This window comes from Phosphitispora sp. TUW77 (assembly GCF_048453025.1).
Lineage (GTDB): Bacteria > Bacillota > Thermincolia > Thermincolales > UBA2595 > Phosphitispora.
Window position 1 is genome coordinate 990338 of record NZ_CP156677.1, and the last position, 15652, is coordinate 1005989.

The following is a 15652-nucleotide window of genomic DNA, read 5'->3' on the forward strand; positions in this document are numbered from 1 at the left end:
AAAACGAATCTAAAATTCATTTGCAGCAGCCCCATATTTTTTTTCAAACCCCTTGACATACCCTGGGAAGGCATGGTATAAATTTAAACAAGGATACCCTATGGGGGTATATGCCGGGGAGGTGCTATTAAAATGGCGGATATTTCTAGAAGAGAATTTTTTAAACGGGCAATAGCTACAGGAGTAGCCGGGGGCATGGCCTTGACAGGGGCTGAGAAGATTGCCCAAGCTTCCACAGGGCAGGAACCGGCAGGGACTTTTATAGATATGAGTCTCTGCGATGGTTGTGAGGGCTTGGAGGTCCCTAAGTGTGTCAGTGCCTGTCGTGTCAAGAACCAGGATAGATTTCCGTTTCTTGAAAAGGATAGTGTGATTCCCAATTATTGGCCGCAGGATAAAAAGGAAGACTGGTCCGATAAAAAGGGGCTTACTACCAGGCTTACGCCGTATAACTGGAGTTTTGTTCAGCAAACTAAAATTGAACATAATGGCAAAACATATGATGTTAATATGCCCAGGAGATGTATGCACTGTGACAACCCGCCGTGTGCCAAGGTCTGCCCCTTTGGAGCCCAAACAGTTACCGAAGAGGGAGCTGTCTTGATTAACCCGGAAACATGTTTCGGGGGCGCCAAATGCAGGGATGTTTGCCCGTGGGGAATTCCGGCCCGGCAAGCAGGTGTCGGACTGTATATGAAAATTGCGCCTGATTTTGTTGGTGGAGGGGTTATGTATAAATGTGATCTTTGTATTGACAGGATAAAAGAGGGCAAGAAACCTTCCTGTGTGGAGGCATGCCCAAATGGGGCGCTTAAATTTGGCCCCAGGGAAGAAATGCTGAACTTGGCTAAGGCCAGGGCCAGGGAAATCGATGGATATGTTTATGGTGAAAAGGAAAATGGCGGGACATCCACTTTTTATGTATCACCTGTCCCCTTTGACAAAATTAATAAGGCTTTTATGGCCCAAAAAGCAAAGCAGCCCAATCCGGAGGCGCCTGGGTACCCCGGCACACCTGTAAATGTAGGGAACTTTTTAGAAACTCCCAACGGTGTAGCTGCAGGTATTTTGCTGGCACCGGTTGCCGGTTTGTTTACAGCAGGATATAAGGCTTATAAAACAATGAAGGGGGATGATGAAGGTGGCCGGTAAGAATGTTGGGCAAAAAAAGTCTTCGATACTGAGGCATACTTTAACAGTAAGGATGATTCACTGGATGGTAACAATTTCCACCTTTATCTTGATTTTTACTGGTTTTGGGCAGATGCCAATATATAAGCGTTATTTGCTTGACCAGGTTCCGGGGTTTGCCTGGAGTTCAAATTATGAAGTAACGGTATTTGTTCATTATAGTGCTGCCATAGTACTGGTTTTTGCGGCAGTATTCCATTTGATATACCATGGTATGTGCCGGCACTTTAACCTTTTACCGCGCCGGGGCGACCTCAGGGAATCATATCTGTTGGTAAAGGCGATGCTGACTAAAGGTAAAGAACCTCCATGCCACAAGTATCTTCCGGAACAGAGACTGGCATACTTTTTTGTGGCGGGAAGCCTGGGGATGATAATTATAACGGGAATTTTTAAGGTTTTGAAAAATCTTCCCTCAATGGCTAATATATTTTCCAATGAGTTTATATACTGGATGACATTGTTTCATAATATAGCGACAGTTATGGTTGTTTTCGGAATTATAGCACACCTGGGGGCTTTTCTATTTAAAGAAAACCGGGCACTTCTGCCAAGCATTTTCACTGGCAGGGCAGATTTGGAGTATATTAAACACAGGCACAGTCTCTGGTATGATGAACTGTACAGTCAAAATATTATTTGTTCGGACCGGCAAAGCTGCCGGGAAAATTGATTATACATTTGTCTAAACAGCGGGGAAAACTGTCAAGTTCCGCTGTTTTTTTTAATTATATTTTTAATTAGAGCAAAAACCTAGTATAATAAATAAGATAGACTGTTATTATCTACATAATTATTGTTAAGAGAGAGGATTTTATGCTGGAAGCGACCGCAGTAGTGCTGGCAGGAGGCAAAAGCACTCGTATGGGCAGGGACAAGGCCTTGATACGGGTAACTGAAAACCGGATGCTTGAAGGAGTAGTTAAGGTGCTTGCTCCTGAATTCCCGGAAATAATTATATCCTCAAATGCTAGCAGTCACAACATCCCAGGAACAAGGATTATTCCTGATACCGTGTTTGGACAAGGACCACTGGGCGGGATATATACATGTCTTAAGGACTCGGGACATCAAGTGAATTTTGTGGTTGCTTGTGATATGCCCTTTATTGAGAGCAGATTGGCAGTGCACCTGGTTAGCCTGGCACCAGGCTATGATGCTGTTATACCCCGTATGGGGGGGCATTACCAGCCTTTATTTGCGGTATATACAAAAAAATGTCTTCCTGCAATTGAGACAAGCCTTAACAATGGCAGGAACAGAATAGTTTCATTTTATTCGAAGATTAATAGCCGGTTTGTTGGTCCTGATGAGATTAGGCAATTTGGCGACTTGGATATGATGTTTTTCAATGTAAATACTCCCGGAGATTTGAATATAGCACAGAAAATGGCTTTACATGCACCACAAATTACGGTTCAGGAGGAAGCTGATGAATAATACCTACAGAACAGTCCGCGCCTGGCGGATAAAGGAAGGTAAGCGGGAAGAGGTCGAGGATCCGATAACTGTGGAAAGCCCGCTGACAATATATTTTAATGAAAATGAAATTGTAACCCTATTATGCACGATGGAGTATCTGGATGAGCTTGCTGTAGGTTTTTTATGCTCCGAGGGATTTTTAAAGGACCTCGATGACCTTAAAGATGCAGTTGTGGATACGGAAACGGCAACTGTCAGGGTGACTTCGCGAAAAACAGCGGTTATTGCGGAAGAGACCTTTTTAAAACGATATATTACAACCGGTTGTGGAAAGGGCACCAGTTTCTATCATTTGTCAGATGCGGTTTTAAAGCCTATGGATTCCGATTTGCGGATAAGTTCCGGACAGATATTGGCCCTTATGGGAGAAGCCCAGAAAATGTCGGAGCTCTTTAAAACAACAGGTGGTGTCCATAGTTCTGCTGTCTGTTCCAAAGAAGGGATTTTATATTTCAGGGAAGATGTGGGACGGCACAATTCTGTCGATAAGCTGATTGGCCGCTGTTTTCTTGAAGGAATTGATATGGGTGACAAGGTACTTCTGACAACAGGGAGAATATCTTCCGAAATATTGATAAAGGCGGCTAAAATGGCTGTGCCAGTAATTGCATCTCGCTCCGCTCCAACAGACTTGGCAGTTAAGCATGCGGAGGAACTCGGTGTAACCATAGCTGGTTTTGTGAGAAACAAGAGAATGAATGTATATACATTTCCTGAGAGAATTTTGATTTAGGGGGACGTGCCTTGATACCGGTAATATCAGTTGTTGGTTATTCCAATTCAGGGAAAACGACATTTGTGGTTAAGCTTATCAAAGAATTTAAGAAACGAGGCTTCAAGATTGCCACCATAAAGCATCACCACAAAAACATTGAAATGGATGCCCCGGGCAAAGATACGTGGAAGCATGCTCGGGCGGGTGCGGATACAGTTGTTTTGGCCTGTCCAGGTCAATTGGGTATATTTGAGAAGAGCAGCCGGGAACTTTCTCTTGACGAAATAGTGTCCCGGATTTCCGGAGTAGATTTAATAATTACTGAGGGATATAAAAAGGAAGATAAACCCAAAATAGAGGTTTTCCGTTCAGAAGTGCATACCAGCCTCATCAGCCCACCCAAAGAACTGCTTGCCGTAGCCAGTGATACTCATTTTCCTGATGTTCCTGTTTTTGGTTTGGATGATGCCCCGGGGTTAGTGGACTTCCTTTCGGAAAAGCTTTCTCTGAGAAGCAGATAGGGAGGAATGGCTGTGGACATATCGATTGAGCAGCTCAAACAATCATTTGAACAACAAGGTTATATTGCTGACCAGGAAACCATAGTAACTGTATTCCTGGCATTAAAGCTGGAAAAACCACTTTTGGTGGAAGGTCCTCCCGGAGTGGGCAAGACTGAGATTGCAAAAGTGTTGGCAGCCATATTTGAAGCCGAACTGATTAGGCTTCAGTGTTATGAAGGCCTTGATGAGAACAAGGCGCTTTATGAATGGAATTACCAGAAACAGCTTATCAGGATACAGCTTAGCCAGGTTAATCGTGATGCCAGGCATGCAGATATCGAAGACAATCTTTTTTCTGAGGAGTACCTCCTGGAAAGACCGCTTCTTAAAGCCATAAGGACTGAGAAGACACCGGTACTGCTGATAGATGAGATTGATAAGGTTGACCAGGAATTTGAAGCGTTTCTTTTTGAGGTATTATCGGACTTTCAAGTATCGATACCCGAATGGGGGACATTAAAAGCCAGACAAATCCCCATAGTAATACTTACTAGTAATGCGGAACGTGAAATTTCTGACGGGTTGAAGCGCCGCTGTATCTATCTTTATCTTGATTTCCCGTCACCGGATAAGGAACTTCGCATTATCAATGCAAAGGTTCCCGGTATTGGACAGCGCCTCTCACTGGAGATTGCCCGAGCGGTGAATGTTATCAGGGAAGAGCTGCTGCTTAGGAAAAAACCGTCCATAGCTGAAACCCTTGATTGGGCAAGGGCTGTTGCAGCACTTGATGCCGATAGGTTAACACCTGATGCAGTGAAATTTAGTTTGAACTTAATATTTAAAAACAAGGATGATATTGATACCTTTAATCAGAACCTGGGAACAGAGGGACTTATCAGTTTTCTAAATGAAAATAGGCAGCCAGGGCACAAGGGAAGGGGGTAGCCTTATGGAGAATAATGCCCCCTTGCAAAATACATTTGAAAATAATTTTATCAGGTTTATTCAAATTCTCCGCCATCTTGGGCTTAGAATAAGTTCGGCAGAGGCAGTTGATGCCATTAATGCACTAATAGAGCTGGATATCCTTGACCGCAACCAGGTTAAAATTGCCCTTATGGCCACTCTGACCAAGTCTTTGGAGGACAGGGTGATTTTGAACCAGGCGTTCCGGTCATTTTTTATCACTTCTGAAGAAAGAAGTGATAGGACAGCCAGGAATGATGACATGCGTGAAAAAGAAGTGCGGGAAATCGGGTCAGCCGAAGAAGAATTAATATATCAAGTTGAGGACCCGGATGGGAATGCTGCCAGGGAAGTAAAACTTCCTTTGACTGAAGAGGAAAAAAGAGTATATACAAAACTGCCGGAAGATAAGAGGAATAAATTGCGGGACTACTTGCAGAAACAGTTTCACAGCAATCCGGTGAATAACCCGGAACAGTTGATTGCAAACATGGTTAGGAGTTCACTCAATTATTGGCGGCACTATCTCAAGCTTCAGGATGGGGGCCCGCCTGAAGTAGAATATACGGGTGAGGAAGAAATTGACGAAGTACTTCGGGAGGTTGTGGAGAATATTCGGGATGAAGAACACCTGATTTACCAGGATATTCAGAAAATAACCGATACAGATATGCCTGCTGCCTTAGCGTTGATAAACAAACTTTCACGCCGCCTGTCAATAAGGATTGCCAGACGTTATCATAGGACCAATAAACAACAGGGCATTGACCTCAGGAGGACCATCAGGTACAATATTCGCTATGGAGGAGCAATGTTCCGGTTGAAATACCGGACCAGAAAAGTTCAAAAGCCTAAATTATTGTTAATTTGTGACGTTTCCGGCTCTATGGCCAAATATGCGGTATTTGTATTACAGTTTATGTACGGCCTTTCTGCAGTTGTAAAAGAAATTGACAGTTTTATTTTTTCCGAGGATGTTGAAAACATCACCGGGAAATTTGATAAGAAAAGGCCATTTGCAGAAATAATGACTGAAATAATTAACCGTAGCGAGAGTTGGGGGAAGGGTACTGATTTCGGGAAAGCACTTGCGGAAATTGATGAAAAGCATGGTAATATACTTAATAAGCAGACTCTTATTATAGTAGTCAGTGACACAAAGGTTCTTAATGCTGAAAAGGCGGCATACCGCTTAAGTGTTGTGAAGAAAAAGGTAAAAGACATTATTTGGTTAAATACTCTGCCTCGCAGAATGTGGCCGGATACGCCGAGTGTTGGTGTTTTCAGGGGGTACTGCCGTATGTTTGAATGCAATACCTTAGCACATTTGGATAGAATCATAAGAACACAAATGCTTTATTAAGGCAGATGCTTAAATAGGACTGTAGTTTACAACAGGAGGCATGATTATGGAAACAACACGTGATCAAATAGATATAATTGCCTTTGGGGCACATCCTGATGATGTTGAAATTGGGGCCGGCGGCCTCCTGGCAAAAGAAGCGGCTCGAGGTTACCGGGTTGGCATAGTAGACCTGACCAAAGGGGAAATGGGTACAAGGGGCACACCGGATATCAGAATCGAGGAAGCGCAAAAGGCAGCCGAAATACTTGGGGCAGAATGGAGAATAAATCTTGAAATGCCTGACGGAAATATTACTGTTGATCATGAAAATGTCATGAAGGCTGCCAGGGTTATCAGGACGTACAGGCCAAAGGTTATTATTGCTCCTTATTGGGATGACCGCCATCCTGACCATGTAAACACAAGTCTTTTGGTTACAGAAGCCCATTTTAAGGCCGGGTTGAGGAAACTGGAGCCGGAGATGGAGGCATTCAGGCCAAATATAATTATATATTATTTTCTAAACAGGATGGAGGGCTTTTCCTTTATAGTTGATGTTTCTGAATACTATGCTCAAAAACAGGAAGCTGTTAATGCGCATTATTCACAATTTGGTGATGCCGGACTAAAGCCTCTTGCAATACTTGGTGTTAAAGCTCCCCTCCAGTTTATCGAAAGCAGGGATAGGTTCCAGGGTTCACAAATAGGGGTTGCATATGGTGAGGCTTTTCTGGTCAGGAGCCCTGTTCCTCTGGAAGACCCCTTAAGAGTATGGGGGAGATAAAATGCGGATAGGAATAGTATGTTATCCTACATATGGCGGCAGCGGGGTGGTTGCTACCGAACTTGGCAAGGCCCTGGCCCAGAAGGGCCATGAAATTCACTTCATATCTTATGACCGTCCTTTTAAGCTCGACATGTTCCATGATAATATTTTTTATCACGAGGTAGAAGTTCTTGATTATCCTCTTTTTAAGTTTCCGCCTTATATGATTGCCCTGGCCAGTAAAATCGGTGAGGTAGCGAGGTGGGCTAACCTTGATTTGGTTCATGTGCACTATGCTATTCCACATGCGGTCAGTGCTTTGCTGGCAAGGAAACTGGTTACGAATAAATACCTGCCTGTGGTAACTACTTTACACGGTACCGATATTACTGTTGTAGGACATGAACCCCAGTTTTTTGATATCACTAAGATGAGTATTGAGGAAAGTGACGCTGTTACCGCGGTATCCAATTCCCTAAAAACTGAGACAATCGAACTTTTTAATATTTCAAAAGAAATTGAGGTTATCTATAATTTTATAGACCTGGAACAATACCGCAGGCTTGCTGTACCGGGGTTGAAACTAAAGTATTCTGAACCGGGAGAAAAAATACTTATTCACATATCCAATTTCCGTGCGGTTAAGCGATTGAAAGACGTTATTGATATATTTGCTCAGGTTAACAAGAAAATACCCGGCAGGCTGTTGATGGTAGGAGACGGCCCCGAGACTCAGGCTGCCCATAAGCAGGTAATGACATTGGGACTCGGTGACAGAGTTCATTTCCTTGGCAAACAGGAACAGGTTGTGGAGCTATTATCAATATCAGATCTCTGTCTGCTGCCTTCCGAAAAAGAAAGTTTTGGATTGGTTGCTCTTGAGGCTATGGCCTGTGGGGTTCCTGTTGTTGCTTCATTGGAGGGGGGACTGCCGGAAGTTCTCAAGGAAGGTGTCACGGGGTTTATGCTCCCGGTTGGTGAAGTGGAACTTATGGCTTTGAAAGCAGTTGAAGTTCTCAGCAGTCCCGAAAGATGGGGTGAAATGTCTGAAAACGCTCAAAAACATGCCAATGATGCTTTTCGGATGGAAAAAATTAGACAGCAGTATGAAGATATCTATATGAAGGTATTATTATCCCAACAACCATGAATAAACATTTAATATTAGCCAAAATTTAATAATAAAATATGTAAAAATAAATAAAATAGTCAAATATAGGGAATAATAGGTTGACTGATTTGCCTGAAAAAGTTATACTAATATGAGAACTTATAAGTACAATATTTTGTTTTTAAAAATTATAATTTTAACCTCATTTAAATATATTGAAAATATAGAAAATTGCGACTATAATACCGGTATTAGGTTAGGGAGGTTTCGAAGATAGTGAGTAAAACAACGAGGATGACCAAACAGAAAAAGGTAATCCTAGATATTTTACGACATTCTGATTGTCATCCGTCTGCAGACTGGGTTTATGAGCAAGCCAGGAAATCAATTCCTGATATCAGTTTGGGAACAGTATACCGTAATCTGAATGTTCTCAGGGATGCCGGACATATTTTGGAACTGAACTATGGCAGTACATACAGTCGCTATGATGGCAATCCGAAGAACCATTACCACTTTTATTGTGAAAAGTGCCACCAACTTTTCGATGTCAAAATTCCTGTTTATGAAGGCCTTGACAAGCTTGTCAAAGAAACCACCGGTTTTGAAGTGAAAAGCCACCGTATGGAATTTTACGGCATTTGTAATGAGTGTAAGGACCTGATGATGTCTCCTTCGGTGATATAAAAGCTTTTGTAAGATTGAAGTAAAGTTTCCATGAAAATTAAATGACGTCTATAAGAAAAAAGAAACCAGGAGTAAAGTACAATTGCTCCTGATTTTTGTTTTACCAGAGCTCATAATTTAAACATGCTGCCCGGCTGAAGAACCGTAACGGGTATTCCGGTTTCCCGTTCAATAGCATTTTTGAATTTGTTGGGGTCTTGGGTGATTATATCCCAAGTATTATAATGAGTCGGGATAACATGTTTTGGTTTTAAAAGTTTAACTGCTTCCAAAGCATCCTCAGGACCCATGGTAAAATTGTCTCCTATTGGTAATATTGCAAGGTCAATGGGATGCAGTCTGCCGATAAGCTCCATATCCCCAAAAATTCCGGTGTCTCCTGCAAAGTAAATAGTCGTGCCTTCGGCAAAAATAAGGAACCCACAGGGTTGACCAAGGTATTCAATTGGGTTGGTTCCTATTGAACTGCCATGAAGAGCAAGAGTCATTTTTACAGTGAAGTCTCCAAAATTATATTTGCCGCCGATATACATGGCATGTGTTTTGGCACCGCTTTTTTCACAGTAACGGGCAACCTCAGTGATAGTAATAATTGTGGCTTTATTGTTCAGTGCAATTTCTACAGCGTCCCCAAGATGGTCGGCATGCCCGTGGGTAACCAGAACCCAGTTCGTTCTAATGTCATCCGGCTTTGTTAAAGCCTGGGGATTGCCATTCAGATAAGGGTCGATAATCATGGCAGTATTCCTTGTTTTTAGCATGAAACATGCATGTCCCATAAATTCCAAGATCATTTTTATACCTCCTTATTATTTATGAAGTCTCTCGGAAATGTTTTGTATTAAGATTATCAATATTTGCGGCTGTTGGCAAGTTTACAGTTACCGGTTCTGGGGCAGGATAAAACAGTAAACATGTAATATAACTGTGCGGTACGGGAGCGGATAACCAGTGTTGCCTGATGTGCTTAAAGACGGGATGAAAATAATTTTTTGTTCCAATGTGATAGGTGAAACGACCTCAGCTGACTGCTATTATTACAGCAGTCCTGGCAATAAGTTCTGGGACATTTTGCACCGGACCTGCCTTACACCTTTCAGGATAGACCCGGGGAATTATAAGGATGTAACCTTGTATGGTTTAGGACTTACTGATTACAATTTTAATCGGGATGAACTTATTGATAAAATTAAAACATATAAGACGCAAGTACTGTGTTTTAACGGAAAAAAGGCAGCGAAGAGTTTTTGTGCCAAACGTGACATTGTTTACGGGTTTCAAGACGTTAGCATTGGCAAAACGAGGATTTTTGTTGCTCCTTCTACTTCTGCTAATGCACATAAGTACTGGGATGAAAAGTGGTGGCATCTGCTGGCTGACAGTGTGGGTTCATGTTTTACCAAGGTCAGCATAAAAAACTATTTTGAGCCTGATGAAATATGCAAATCAATGGAAAACATCGATTTTGCTACAGGAACTGTGACTAGAACCACTGAAAATGATTTTGTGAGGGCTGTAGCGGATATTGAACTTCATTGCAGTATTCCTTTATACATAAAGAATATATTTGAAATTTCTAAAGCCTTGTTTGCATATGGATACCTATATTACCCGTTCTGTACGGTAGCTGTGGAACAAGCCTTGAAAAGCCTGGAAGCGATAATATCAAAAAAATACGAGGTTTCAGGAGGTCCAAGGGTAAAAAACAAAGGCCGGTATCCTGTGTTAAGCGATAAAATCAATTATCTCTATGCAAAGGGATTAGTTTCTGAGCAGCAGAGAGAAATACTACATGATTTCCGTCACTTGCGCAACATAACAGTTCACCCTAAATACCAGCAAATTCTCGGGCATTATGACGGTATGCTTCGTGCACTGGCCCATTTAATGAACGAAATTTGGCTGGCCGAAGTTAAAAAGTAGATAAGAGTTCAAAGAAGGAAAATTGTAGTTTAATGTAGAATTAACAAAAAAAATGGCAAGAGTTGAGTTTATAGTTAAAGGGTAATGGCAAAGTGGATTCGGTGTCTGGGAGGGGAAAGAAATGGATGTATTTGTTGCGCGACAGCCCATATTTAACAGATGCCAGCAGGTATTTGGCTACGAGCTTTTATATCGCTTAGGGACAGAAAACTATTATCCTGATTCGAATGGAGATTATGCGAGTTCAGAGGTTATTGCCAATAGTTTCCTGCTTTTTGGACTGGAATCACTTACTGGTGGCAAAAGGGCTTTTATAAATTTTACGGAAAACCTGCTTAAGAATGAGGTTGCTGCAAATCTGCCGAATGATTTGATAGCAGTTGAAATTTTGGAGCATGTAAAGAGGAACAAAGAGATTGTGACAGCATGTAAAAGGCTGAAAGAGCTGGGGTACATGCTGGTTCTGGACGATTTCGTTTATGAATCTGTTTACGAACCTCTTCTGGATATAGCGGATATTATTAAGATTGATTTTCTTGAGACACCCAGTGAGAACCGGAAGAACCTGATAAATAAGTATAGGAATAAAAAAGTAAATTTTCTTGCAGAAAAAGTTGAGACAATAGATGATTTTAAACAGGCCCTAGAAAGTGGATTTACTTATTTTCAAGGATATTTTTTCAGCAAACCTATAATTATATCCGGAAAAGATATTCCTGCCAACAAATTGAATTATATTCAATTACTGCATGAAATTAATATGGTTGACCTTGACTTTGACAGGCTTGACAATATTATAAAGCGTGATGTTTCCTTGTCATATAAACTGCTTCGCTATATTAATTCAGCTGCATTTGGATTCAGAACCAAAATAACTTCAATTAAACATGCACTGGTAATGCTTGGTATACAGGAAATTAAGAAATGGCTGTCATTAATTACATTAAAAGGCATGTGTGAGGATAAACCTGATGAAATTTTGACCAGCTCAATTATAAGGGCCAGGTTTGGTGAATTGATTGCTCAGAAATGCGGTTTGGCTGACAGGAGTTCGGATTTGTTTCTGGTTGGCATGTTTTCTCTAATTGATGCTATTATTGGAAGGTCAATGTCTGACATTTTAGCTGAACTTCCGGTTTCTGAGGATGTCAAAAAAACCTTGTTGGGTGAAAAACATATTTATCGGGATATTTTTGAGCTGATATTATCTTATGAAAAAGGAGACTGGAAGAGCTTTTCCTATTATGCATCCCTGATAAAACTGGATGAAAAAGAGGTTCCCCAATTTTATATAATGTCTCTGGAGTGGGCCAATGGTTTTAATCAAATATGAAAAAAGGCATTTGTTGAAATAACTAACCGCCGCTAAGGCTATCGCTCTATGAAGCGGGAGCTCTAGCGGCGGTTAGTTATCCGGATAAGCCAATTAAATTTTAGGTGCAGTACGAGGAAATATTATTTTTAAGACGAATTATATGACAGGGAATTTGTAATGAAGATGTAAGAGCTCATTATGGAGGCCGTAGTTATGCAGGATTTCGTTCATCTACATGTACATACTGAATACAGCCTTCTTGATGGAGCGGCACGCGTCAGGGGATTGGCGGCAGCCGCAGCCGCAAATGGCATGCAGGCCTTGGCAGTTACTGACCATGGGGCTATGTTTGGGGTTATTGAGTTCTATAAGGAGGCTCATAAAGCCGGCATAAAACCGATTCTTGGCTGTGAGGTTTATGTGGCGCCGAGGTCAATGGGAGACCGGGAACCGGGTAAGGATGATGCTAATTATCACTTGGTTCTTTTGGCTGAAAACGAGACTGGTTACCGTAACCTGCTTTACATAGTTTCTCGTGCCTATACCCATGGATTTTACTATAAGCCCAGGACTGATAAGGATACCCTGAGGAAGTATAGTCAGGGACTAATTGCCCTGAGCGGCTGCCTGGGCGGGGAAATCGCCACTGCTATAAAAACTTCTCAGTTTAGCTTAGCCAGGGGAGCAGCAAAGGAATATGAAGAAATATTTGGCAAAGGGAATTTTTTTCTTGAAATGCAGGAACATGGCTTAGAGGGTCAGAGGGCTGTTAATGCCGAACTGGTAAAGATCAGCAGCGAGCTGGGGATACCACTGGTGGCGACTAATGATGTTCATTATGTCAAAAAAGAAGATGCTGAGGTTCAGGATGTCCTGCTTTGTATTGGAACGGGAAAAACCTTGGAAGATACGGACCGTATGGACTTTGGGACACAGGAGTTTTATTTTAAGGATACTGCTGAAATGCATCTGCTTTTTGGAGAACACCCGGAGGCCCTGGCGAACACTGTAAGAATAGCCGAAAGGTGCAATGTGACCCTTGATTTTGAGAACACTTACCTGCCCGAATACCAGATTCCTCCGGGCCACACTGTAGAAACTTATCTTGAGAAACTTTGTATTCAGGGGTTGGCATACCGTTACCCCGGTGCCGGGCCGGAGGTCAGGGAGAGACTGGATTATGAGCTGAAGGTAATCGCTGATATGGGATTTTCCGGCTATTTCCTTATAGTATGGGATTTTGTTAGGTTTTCCAGGGAGAACGGTATTCCGGTAGGCCCGGGGCGCGGCAGTGCGGCAGGGAGTCTGGTCGCATATGTTCTGGAAATTACCAATGTAGACCCACTGAAATATGACCTTCTGTTTGAGAGGTTCCTGAACCCGGAGCGGGTGACGATGCCTGATATAGATATTGACTTCTGTTACGAAAAACGGGAACAGGTTATCAGGTATGTGGTAGACCGTTACGGGGAAGAGCGGGTGGCCCAGATTATTACCTTTGGTACAATGGCAGCCCGTGCAGCTATCAGGGATGTGGGCAGGGCGATGAATATGCCTTATGCCGATGTGGACCGGGTAGCCAAACTGGTGCCCGCGGAACTGGGGATTACCCTTGACCGGGCTTTGGAGAATGGGACTGAACTGCGCCGGATTTATGACATTGATCCCGGTGTGAAGAAACTTCTTGATATGGCCCGGGCTATTGAGGGTATGCCCAGACATGCATCTACTCATGCGGCCGGTGTTGTTATCGGTAAAGAGCCGTTGACTGCTTACCTGCCGCTATACAGGACCACCGATGGATTGGTGGCAACACAGTTTCCCAAAGACACTGTGGAAGAAATCGGACTCCTTAAAATGGACCTGCTGGGTTTAAAGACACTGACGATAATTGGTAATGCCCTAAATATTATCAAACATATCTCAGGAGTGCAAATAGACATTGACACCATCCCCATGGATAACCGGGCTGTTTTTGATATGTTGGGGAAGGGTGAAAGTATTGGGGTATTTCAATTGGAAAGCTCCGGGATGAGGGCGATTCTTAAGGAATTAAAGCCCGAGGTGTTTGAAGATATTATTGCCCTGGTGGCGCTGTACCGTCCCGGTCCCCTGGGGAGCGGGATGGTGGAAGATTTTATCAGGCGCAAACATGGTGAAAGCTTGATTACCTACCTGCATCCGTCATTGGAACCGATTCTGCGGGAAACATATGGTGTTATTCTATACCAGGAACAGGTTATGAGAATAGCCGGTGACCTGGCCGGATTTACAATGGGTGAAGCCGATTTGCTGAGGCGTGCTATGGGTAAAAAGAAACCTGAGGTTATTTCCGGACTTAGGAGCCAGTTTGTTAAGGGCGCTGAGGATAAAGGAATTGCACCTGACATTGCCGGACAGATATTTGACCTCATGGAGTTCTTCGCCGGTTACGGCTTTAACAAGAGTCACAGTACAGCTTATGCCCTGATATCATATCAGACTGCTTACCTGAAGGCCAATTATCCGGTTGCTTTCATGGCGGCACTGCTCACCGGAGCTATTGATTCCGGTGACAAGGTGGCTCTGTATATCGAAGAATGCCGCAAGGAAGGGATCGATGTCCTGCCTCCTGATGTTAATGAAAGCCTTGTTAGTTTTACGGTTGTGTGTGATAAGATTAGGTTTGGTTTGGCAGCAGTGAAAAACGTAGGGCGGTCAGCAATTGAAAATATCATTGCAGCCCGTAAACAGGACGGGCCGTTTACGTCCCTGCAGGATTTTTGTGAACGGGTGGATCACCGGCACGTGACCAAACGCACCTTGGAGAGCCTTATCAAATGCGGGGCTATGGATTCTTTGGGGGCAAAACGTGCTCAGCTTGTTGCTGCGGCCGATAAGTGTATGGATGCTGCCCAGCAGAGTCAGAAGGATCAAGCCAATGGTCAGATATCCCTCTTTGACCTGGGAGGTAGCAATCCTATCTTGGAAAAGACTGCAGAACCTTTGCCAAATGTGTCCGAATTTCCTGCCAGGGAGATGCTGGCAATGGAAAAGGAACTTCTAGGGCTTTATATAAGCGGGCATCCCCTTAAGGAATATGAGGATGTCCTCAGAGAAAGAGTGTCACATAACACAGCACAGCTTGCAGACCTGACCGATGAGACCCCGGTTGTTGTCGGTGGCGTTATGGCCGGAATGCGCCAGATTACAACCCGGAAGGGGGAACCTATGGGATTTTTAGCCCTGGAGGACCTGCTTGGCAGTGTGGAAGTTGTGGTTTTCCCAAAGGTTTACAGGGAAAACAGGTTTCTGCTGAAACCTGATGCCGCGATACTTGTCAGGGGAAGGGTAAACTTTAACACCAGGGATGAGCAAGTCAAGGTTATTGCAGAACGAATTTCAGGGCTTGATGATAGGCCCCCGGTCACTGTTTATCTGAAAGTGCCCGAAACTGATACCGAGAACCAGTTATCAGGAATAAAGGAGATATTATGCCGTAACACGGGGAATAATCCTGTGGTACTATACTTTGAATCAAGCAAAAAAGTCATCAGGACTTCAAAGGAATGGTGGATAGACAGTTCATCAGGTGCGCTTACAGAATTGACTCAGCTGCTGGGTGAGAATTCCGTATGTGTTAAGGAGTGAAACTCCCGCTGCTTG

The 15652-nt window shown here is 43.1% G+C and carries 14 protein-coding genes; 13 read left to right on the forward strand and 1 reads right to left on the reverse strand.

The annotated features are described in order from the left end of the window. Positions 1–132: 132 nt before the first annotated feature. The 10 genes from ABFY19_RS04495 to ABFY19_RS04540 all read left to right on the forward strand — a co-directional run bounded on the left by ABFY19_RS04495 (position 133) and on the right by ABFY19_RS04540 (position 8769). Positions 133–1152 carry a 4Fe-4S dicluster domain-containing protein gene (locus ABFY19_RS04495; protein WP_418792051.1) on the forward strand — a complete coding sequence of 340 codons (1020 nt, stop codon included), beginning with the start codon at positions 133–135 and terminating at the stop codon, positions 1150–1152. Next, positions 1142–1864: a formate dehydrogenase subunit gamma gene (locus tag ABFY19_RS04500; RefSeq protein WP_418792052.1), complete on the forward strand. Its 723-nt coding sequence runs from the start codon at positions 1142–1144 to the stop codon at positions 1862–1864. Before ABFY19_RS04495 ends, ABFY19_RS04500 begins: the two co-directional genes overlap by 11 nt. A 143-nt stretch (positions 1865–2007) precedes the next feature. Then, positions 2008–2631: a molybdenum cofactor guanylyltransferase gene (mobA, locus tag ABFY19_RS04505; protein ID WP_418792053.1), complete on the forward strand. Its 624-nt coding sequence runs from the start codon at positions 2008–2010 to the stop codon at positions 2629–2631. Next, on the forward strand, positions 2624–3406 hold the full coding sequence (gene fdhD, locus ABFY19_RS04510; protein WP_418792054.1) for a formate dehydrogenase accessory sulfurtransferase FdhD: 783 nt from the start codon (positions 2624–2626) through the stop codon (positions 3404–3406). Before mobA ends, fdhD begins: the two co-directional genes overlap by 8 nt. 11 nt (positions 3407–3417) lie before the next feature. Continuing rightward, positions 3418–3909 carry a molybdopterin-guanine dinucleotide biosynthesis protein B gene (gene mobB / locus ABFY19_RS04515; RefSeq protein WP_418792055.1) on the forward strand — a complete coding sequence of 164 codons (492 nt, stop codon included), beginning with the start codon at positions 3418–3420 and terminating at the stop codon, positions 3907–3909. 6 nt (positions 3910–3915) lie between these two features. Then, positions 3916–4839, forward strand: a complete 924-nt coding sequence (locus tag ABFY19_RS04520) for an AAA family ATPase (RefSeq protein WP_418792056.1) — start codon at positions 3916–3918, stop codon at positions 4837–4839. A gap of 4 nt (positions 4840–4843) precedes the next feature. Further along, a complete protein-coding gene (locus tag ABFY19_RS04525) occupies positions 4844–6223 on the forward strand; it encodes a vWA domain-containing protein (protein WP_418792057.1) in 1380 nt (459 codons plus the stop codon). Positions 6224–6269: 46 nt separating this feature from the next. After that, on the forward strand, positions 6270–6989 hold the full coding sequence (bshB1, locus tag ABFY19_RS04530) for a bacillithiol biosynthesis deacetylase BshB1 (protein WP_418792059.1): 720 nt from the start codon (positions 6270–6272) through the stop codon (positions 6987–6989). A 1-nt stretch (position 6990) separates the two neighbouring features. Then, a complete protein-coding gene (bshA, locus tag ABFY19_RS04535; protein WP_418792060.1) occupies positions 6991–8121 on the forward strand; it encodes an N-acetyl-alpha-D-glucosaminyl L-malate synthase BshA in 1131 nt (376 codons plus the stop codon). A 237-nt stretch (positions 8122–8358) separates the two neighbouring features. Further along, complete coding sequence (locus ABFY19_RS04540) at positions 8359–8769, forward strand: Fur family transcriptional regulator (protein WP_418792061.1); 411 nt, start codon at positions 8359–8361, stop codon at positions 8767–8769. A 110-nt stretch (positions 8770–8879) separates the two neighbouring features. On the opposite strand, the gene ABFY19_RS04545 is transcribed toward ABFY19_RS04540, so the two are convergent. Then, positions 8880–9563 (reverse strand): metal-dependent hydrolase, encoded by a 684-nt coding sequence (locus ABFY19_RS04545; protein WP_418792062.1) that lies wholly within the window; start codon positions 9561–9563, stop codon positions 8880–8882. Between the two features lie 157 nt (positions 9564–9720). Between ABFY19_RS04545 and ABFY19_RS04550 the strand changes: the two genes are divergently transcribed. From ABFY19_RS04550 to ABFY19_RS04560, 3 genes are all read left to right on the forward strand, one after another. Next, a complete protein-coding gene (locus ABFY19_RS04550) occupies positions 9721–10692 on the forward strand; it encodes a mismatch-specific DNA-glycosylase (protein WP_418792063.1) in 972 nt (323 codons plus the stop codon). A 121-nt stretch (positions 10693–10813) separates the two neighbouring features. Next, entirely contained in the window at positions 10814–12025 is a 1212-nt protein-coding gene (locus ABFY19_RS04555; protein ID WP_418792064.1) for an EAL and HDOD domain-containing protein, read from the forward strand. Positions 12026–12220: 195 nt separating this feature from the next. Continuing rightward, positions 12221–15637: a DNA polymerase III subunit alpha gene (locus tag ABFY19_RS04560; protein WP_418792065.1), complete on the forward strand. Its 3417-nt coding sequence runs from the start codon at positions 12221–12223 to the stop codon at positions 15635–15637. Positions 15638–15652 lie beyond the last annotated feature (15 nt).

Bases quoted from the DNA above. Each gene is read 5' to 3' on its own strand.
- ABFY19_RS04495 (WP_418792051.1), top strand. From the start codon at position 133: ATGGCGGATATTTCTAGAAGAGAATTTTTTAAACGGGCAATAGCTACA.
- mobA (WP_418792053.1), top strand. From the start codon at position 2,008: ATGCTGGAAGCGACCGCAGTAGTGCTGGCAGGAGGCAAAAGCACTCGT.
- fdhD (WP_418792054.1), top strand. From the start codon at position 2,624: ATGAATAATACCTACAGAACAGTCCGCGCCTGGCGGATAAAGGAAGGT.
- ABFY19_RS04520 (WP_418792056.1), top strand. From the start codon at position 3,916: ATGGCTGTGGACATATCGATTGAGCAGCTCAAACAATCATTTGAACAA.
- ABFY19_RS04525 (WP_418792057.1), top strand. From the start codon at position 4,844: ATGGAGAATAATGCCCCCTTGCAAAATACATTTGAAAATAATTTTATC.
- bshB1 (WP_418792059.1), top strand. From the start codon at position 6,270: ATGGAAACAACACGTGATCAAATAGATATAATTGCCTTTGGGGCACAT.
- bshA (WP_418792060.1), top strand. From the start codon at position 6,991: ATGCGGATAGGAATAGTATGTTATCCTACATATGGCGGCAGCGGGGTG.
- ABFY19_RS04545 (WP_418792062.1), bottom strand. From the start codon at position 9,563: ATGATCTTGGAATTTATGGGACATGCATGTTTCATGCTAAAAACAAGG.
- ABFY19_RS04555 (WP_418792064.1), top strand. From the start codon at position 10,814: ATGGATGTATTTGTTGCGCGACAGCCCATATTTAACAGATGCCAGCAG.
- ABFY19_RS04560 (WP_418792065.1), top strand. From the start codon at position 12,221: ATGCAGGATTTCGTTCATCTACATGTACATACTGAATACAGCCTTCTT.